This window comes from Desulfosporosinus sp. I2, assembly GCF_000960765.1.
Lineage (GTDB): Bacteria > Bacillota > Desulfitobacteriia > Desulfitobacteriales > Desulfitobacteriaceae > Desulfosporosinus.
Genome location: NZ_JYNH01000204.1, coordinates 1 through 6,175 on the forward strand (window position 1 = coordinate 1; position 6,175 = coordinate 6,175).

General features: G+C 41.4%; 4 protein-coding genes and 1 riboswitch. All 4 genes read right to left on the reverse strand.

Going from position 1 to position 6,175, the window contains the following annotated elements:
- A partial coding sequence (locus UF75_RS24200) for a homocysteine S-methyltransferase family protein (RefSeq protein ID WP_045577078.1) occupies positions 1-552 on the reverse strand: 552 nt, incomplete at its 3' end.
- Positions 553-887: 335 nt separating this feature from the next.
- Entirely contained in the window at positions 888-1,562 is a 675-nt protein-coding gene (locus tag UF75_RS24205) for an anaerobic ribonucleoside-triphosphate reductase activating protein (protein ID WP_045577079.1), read from the reverse strand.
- Positions 1,559-3,649 carry a ribonucleoside triphosphate reductase gene (locus tag UF75_RS24210; RefSeq protein ID WP_045577080.1) on the reverse strand — a complete coding sequence of 697 codons (2,091 nt, stop codon included), beginning with the start codon at positions 3,647-3,649 and terminating at the stop codon, positions 1,559-1,561. Before UF75_RS24210 ends, UF75_RS24205 begins: the two co-directional genes overlap by 4 nt.
- A 118-nt stretch (positions 3,650-3,767) precedes the next feature.
- Positions 3,768-3,955, reverse strand: a riboswitch (cobalamin riboswitch).
- Positions 3,956-4,038: 83 nt separating this feature from the next.
- Positions 4,039-6,175 (reverse strand): vitamin B12 dependent-methionine synthase activation domain-containing protein (locus UF75_RS24220; RefSeq protein WP_045577082.1); only part of this gene is annotated, 2,137 nt, incomplete at its 5' end.

Below are 6,175 nucleotides of genomic sequence, written 5' to 3' on the forward strand. Positions count from 1 at the left end.
GATTAATCTTGCAAACTTAGCTGATCCAGAAACATTCGTTCGTTCCCCAATATTGACAAAATTATTTTCTTTCTTTATGACAATGGCTTCAAGACCACAGTAAACCGTCTCTTTTTCTATCATGGGAATTTTTCTTGGTTTGATACCCTTTACCGCATCACTGATCGCTTTGATATGCGCTGGGGTTAAACCGCAGCATGCCCCGACAATATTCAAATGCCCTTCCTCTGCTAATTCCTTGACCAAAGCTGCAGTTTCTTCCGGACGTTCCTCATACTCCCCTAGGGAGTTTGGCAACCCTGCATTTGGATGGAAGGTTACATAGCGGTCCTGGGTTTTGGAAAGATTTTTAATGAAAGGAATTAAATCCTTAGCTCCAAAGGAACAGTTTAATCCTATGCCAAGAATTTCATCACCCTTCATAGTGTGGGCAAAAGCTTCAAGCGTCTGACCCGATAATATACGACCACTTTTATCGGCAATAGTCCCTGAGATAAATATAGGTAGGGTTAAACCTTTTTCCTCAAAGACATTTTCAGCTGCAGAATACAAGTCCCCATTGCGCCATCTAGGACAAGAATTCTTTCCTTTAAATATTCCTCGATATTGTATCTCATCAGTTAGCCCCCTTAATTTTGAGAAAGTACATTAGATAGATTTGAACCTAATACATTCACTATAGCATGATAAAATAGATATAGGTTAACTCCAAAAAACTATAGCCTGCTATAGCATAAAACTATAAAGAGTTGAAAGCACGGTCCTAAACTGGCGATGACTTTCAACGTCCCCATCAATGCGTGACGAGGGGACCTGCTTAAGGATGGAAAAATATTGCTAAAGACAAAGACCGCAAACCTAATGGGAATCTCATGACTTAACTGACTTTAAAACCCTCGAAAAGAGAAAGACAAATTCTTTTTAGACCACTGAGTCAATCTCTTCAGATCCTGCTTGTTGCTAGATACTTTTTTAAGTTCCGTACTTCTGCAGCTCTGAACTACATAATTTGAAGCAATTTCAAAATCTAACATAATTTTCGGTATATCCTCCGCTTCCAGTTCAGGACATAGTGTTGTCCTGAACTCATAGGCCAGTCCGCAGCTTTTTATGATTTCCACGCTTTCTAAAACGGAGGCTAATTCCAAACAGCTTGTCCCTGTAACCTGCTCATATTTCCTGAGCGGAGCCTTTAAGTCCATGGCGATAAAATCCAGTAGCTTATCCTCCATCAACGCTCTCAAACTATCCGGATTTGTTCCGTTGGTGTCAAGCTTTACGAGCAAACTCATGGCCTTCAATTCTTTGATAAAAACGTTTAGATCCTTTTGCAACGTCGGTTCTCCGCCAGTTACAACCACTGCATCGATCATTCCTTTTCTTTTCGCAAGGAATTCGAAAATCTCCTCAGGCAGAATACCCGTTGAACCATCATTTTCATCGATAAGCCTGAAATTGTGACAATAACCACATCTTAAGTTACAGCCCTGCGTGAAAACCACGGACGCTATCTTACCCGGATAATCCACAAATGACGTCTTCACAAATCCTCCAATATTCATGCTAACACCTCTGGCATCACGAATTTTTTCCTCTGAGCGTACTCTTCTTTCTTCCCAAGATTATAGTTCTTGACCGGTCTGAGGTAGCCTGTCACTCTGGACCATACTTCGGCTTCGGCACCACATTCAGGACAATCGAAATGTTCTCCGCTGATATATCCGTGAGAGTCGCAGATACTGAAGGTTGGAGTAATGGAGATATAGGGGATTTTGTGTTTGTTAAATATTTTTTGAATAAGCCGCTTACAAACACTAATATCCTCAATCGCTTCTCCAAGATAGAGGTGCTGAACCGTTCCTCCTGTGTAAAGAGACTGCAATTCGTCCTGTAGCTCCAAAACCTCAAAAATATCCTCCGTATACCCTACCGGAAGTTGGGTTGAGTTTGAATAATAAGGAACTTCATCGCCAGCCGTAATAATTGAGTCATATCTTTTAGTATCCAACATAGCCAGACGGTAAGAGGTTCCCTCTGCTGGCGTCGCCTCTAAATTGTAGACGTTTCCGGTCTCCTGTTGAAATTTAACCAATAGCTCTCTCAAATAGTTCATAACACTCACGGAAAACTCCCGTCCTTCTTCCGTTTCAATGCCTTTTCCCATGAAATTTAGTAACGCCTCATTCATCCCGACGATACCGATCGTACTGAAATGATTGTGCCAATAATGCCCCGTCCGCTCCTTTGAATGTCTCAAATAATAGCAAGAATAGGGATACAGACCCCTTTCTGACTGCTGCTCAATCATTTTCCGCTTAATTTCCAAGGCCGTGCGCCCGATTTCCGCCATATGTTTCAGACGTTCCATAAATTCTTGTTTTGTCTTGGCTAGGTAAGCTAATCTGGGCAGGTTAATGGTAACAACACCGATGGATCCTGTGAGAGGATTGCTTCCGAACAACCCCCCACCTCGTTTTCTCAGTTCACCGGTATCAAGCCTTAACCGGCAGCACATAGATACTGCATCTTCAGGAGACAGATCTGAGTTGACATAATTCGCAAAATAAGGGATGCCATACTTACACGTAATTCTCATAAAGGCATCCGTGACAGGACTCTCCCAATCAAAATCTTGGGTAATATTAAGGGTAGGAATTGGGAACGTAAACACTCTGCCCTTGGAATCTCCTTCCAGCATAACGTCACAGAACGCCAAGTTGAACATATCCAACTCTTCCTGAAACTCTCCATATTTAGCCTCAGTATAGGTTCCGCCGATAATTACTTGCTCCTCTCTCAACGTGGAAGGCACCTTGATGTCAAACGTAAGGTTGGAAAAGGGGCACTGAAATCCAACTCGTGTGGGAACATTGATGTTAAAAATAAATTCTTGCAAGCACTGTTTGACTTGGGTAAAGGTCAATTGGTCATACCGGATAAACGGTGCACAGAAGGTGTCAAAACTAGACCAAGCCTGAGCTCCGGCCGTTTCCCCTTGTGTCGTAAAGGTAGAATTTACGATTTGCCCAAGGAACGATCGCAAATGTTTGGCTGGACCGCTTTCCACCTTGCCAGGTACTCCTCCGAATCCGTCAAGCAGGAGCTGTCTCAAATCCCAACCTGCACAATAGGGTCCGAAAAAGCCCAGGTCATGGATGTGGCAGTCTCCACTTTCATGTGCCTCTCGAATTTCCTGAGGATAGATTTCATAAAGCCAATACTTTTTGGTGAAGACTTCTCGAATGTAATTGTTTAAACCATTAATACTTTTTTGGGTGTTCGCATTCTCACTAATTTGCCAGTCCTTATCTCCTAAGTAGTCGGAAAACATTCCAATCGTCGCCCCAATAAGAGCATCCATCTCACGGGTGCTTTTCCTTTTTTGACGATAAAGGATGAAGGCTTTGGCGGTTTTAGCATGTCCGTTTTCTATGAGGACTTTTTCGACGATATCTTGGATTGATTCTACATCCGGTTGCTTGTCCCTGAATTTTTTCTGTATTACATCGATAACCTGTCGGCCTATTTCTTCAGCCCGCTCATAGTCCGATCCTCCACACGCAGTGGCGGCTTTGAAAATGGCATGTACTATTTTCTCTTGATTAAACGTCTCAAGTCTTCCATTTCTTTTAATAATTTCTGTTATCATCGATTAAACACCCTCCAATTTTTCAAATTAAAAAGCCCCTTGACGATGAGCGCCAAGAGGCTGTGTATATCCCTGAATACAACACTAACTTATGGAACCCCCCTATCGCTCGTAGAGTTATTGGTTCATTAATAAAGGCAGGTCTTCTGACTTTGGTTCATGAATGCTTCACGCCTTCCCGGTATGAGCCAGTGGCCTCTAGTATGAAACATCTCCCCATTACAGTGGCGGGACCGTGCAGGACTTTTACCTGCTTCCCTTTTAAGCTGTACTCTTAGTACTTGCACCTTTATTTTCCAATATTCAATTGCTATCATCTTATCGTATATCCACCTAATGTGTCAACCAGGAAATTCAATCTTGAAATTATTAATTGCTGCCCCAATTTTTTATTTATACGCCAAACTAGTACTTAACATCTTCTCAATCTCTTTAAGCTCTTTATTGTTACGCTTTGCGTAATCATCCACTTGATCCTTATCAATTCTGTGGATATCAAAATAGTTTGCCTCTTCAGAGGCAAAGTACAGCCCGCACACACTAGCAACAGGATCCATCATATAATGTTCTGTCAAAGTTATACCCGTATTACGTTCTCCCTCTAAAAGCTGAAAAAGCTTTGTTTTTTCAGCATGATCCCGAAGACTAGGATATCCAAAGGCAGGTCTTATTCCCCTAAATGACCCCTTTAATAAAGATCTAAGTTCTAGCTTTTCATCTGGAGAGTACCCCCAATAATCCTTTCTTACCTGAAAATGTAATAACTCTGCAAAGGCTTCTGCCAGTCTATCAGCAAGAAGTTTTACCATAATTGCTCCGTAGTCATTGCCTTGTTCTTTAAGTTTCTCGGCATACTCCTTAGCGCCTATTCCTGCAGTCACAATAAATCCACCTAAATAATCAGTTTTTCCACTATCCTTAGGGGCTATATAATCTGCAAGGCATCTATAGACATTATCCTTGGAAACCGCTTGTTGCCTTAACATATTGAAGGTGGTAACACTTCCATTATGGTACATTTCAAGGTCATCTCCTAGAGAGTTAGCAGGAAAAATACCCAAAACAGCATTTGCTGTAAGTATGTCTTCCCTCTCCAGTAAATCTAACATTTCATTGGCATCATCAAAAAGCTTTTTAGCCTCTTCGCTAAATTTAGGATCTTCCATAATTTTGGGATACACCATGCCCATATCCCAAGCTACAAAGAAATAAGACCAATCAATATAGTTTCTAAGCTCGCTGATGGGGAAATTTTTTAAATGTTTGGTTCCAATTAAGTTTGGAACGTTAATACTTTCCTTATCCCAATCTATTTGAAGTTTCTTTTCTCTAGCTTCTTCGATCGGCACAAGCTTTCTTTCAATTTTCCCGTAGCTTTCTCTTATAGTTTGGTATTCCTCCTCAATTTGAGCTAAATACCTCTCTCTTCCATTCTTATCGACCAGCTTTTTGGCAGCTTCTACGGCTTTAGAAGCATCAACACTATACACGACTCCCTTTGAATAGTTAGGTGCAATCTTTAAGGCTGTGTGAGTCTTAGAGGTTGTTGCTCCACCAATCATCAAGGGGATGTTAAACCCTTGCCGTTCCATTTCTTCCGCTACATTAGACATCTCATCTAAAGAGGGAGTAATCAGTCCACTCAGAGCTATGATATCAGCATTTTCTTTTTTTGCTGTTTGCAGGATTACTTCGCAAGATGCCATTACTCCAAGATCAATCACTTCAAAATTATTGCAAGACAGAATAACGGAAACGATGTTTTTGCCGATATCATGGACATCCCCCTTAACCGTGGCAACGACCACTTTTCCTGCACTGCTACTTTCACTGCTCTTCTTCTCTGCCTCAATGTAGGGTAATAAAACACCCACTGCCTTTTTCATAACTCTGGCGCTTTTTACAACCTGCGGGAGAAACATTTTTCCTTCGCCAAATAATTCTCCAACCACCTTCATTCCATCCATTAAGGGACCTTCGATAACCTCTTCTGCTCTGTCATATTGTCTTCTGACTACTTCAACGTCTTCTTCTATAAATTCTGCTATCCCTTTGACTAAGGCATGAATTAATCGTTCCTTAGAATCTTGCTCTCGCCAGGCAAGTTTATTCTCAACTTGCTCCCCGCCAGACGCTTTGTATTTTTCCGCAAACTCTAAGAGTTTTTCAGCAGAATCAGGTGTCTTATTCAGGACCACATCTTCAACCTTTTCCAGGAGCTCCTTATCTATTTCATCGTAAATTTGAATCATACTTGGGTTTACAATAGCCATATCCATTCCTGCAGCAATAGCGTGATACAAAAACACAGAGTGCATAGCTTCCCTGATGGCATTGTTTCCTCTAAAGGAGAAGGATAAATTACTTACCCCACCACTGACCTTGGCATGAGGAAGATTTTCCTTGATCCATTTTACGGTGTTAATAAAATCGACCGCGTAATTATTGTGCTCTTCAATCCCTGTGGCAATGGCTAAAATATTAGGGTCAAAAATAATATCCGTTGGTGGAAACTTCACCTTATTT

Bases quoted from the DNA above. Each gene is read 5' to 3' on its own strand.
- UF75_RS24205 (WP_045577079.1), bottom strand. From the start codon at position 1,562: ATGAATATTGGAGGATTTGTGAAGACGTCATTTGTGGATTATCCGGGT.
- UF75_RS24210 (WP_045577080.1), bottom strand. From the start codon at position 3,649: ATGATAACAGAAATTATTAAAAGAAATGGAAGACTTGAGACGTTTAAT.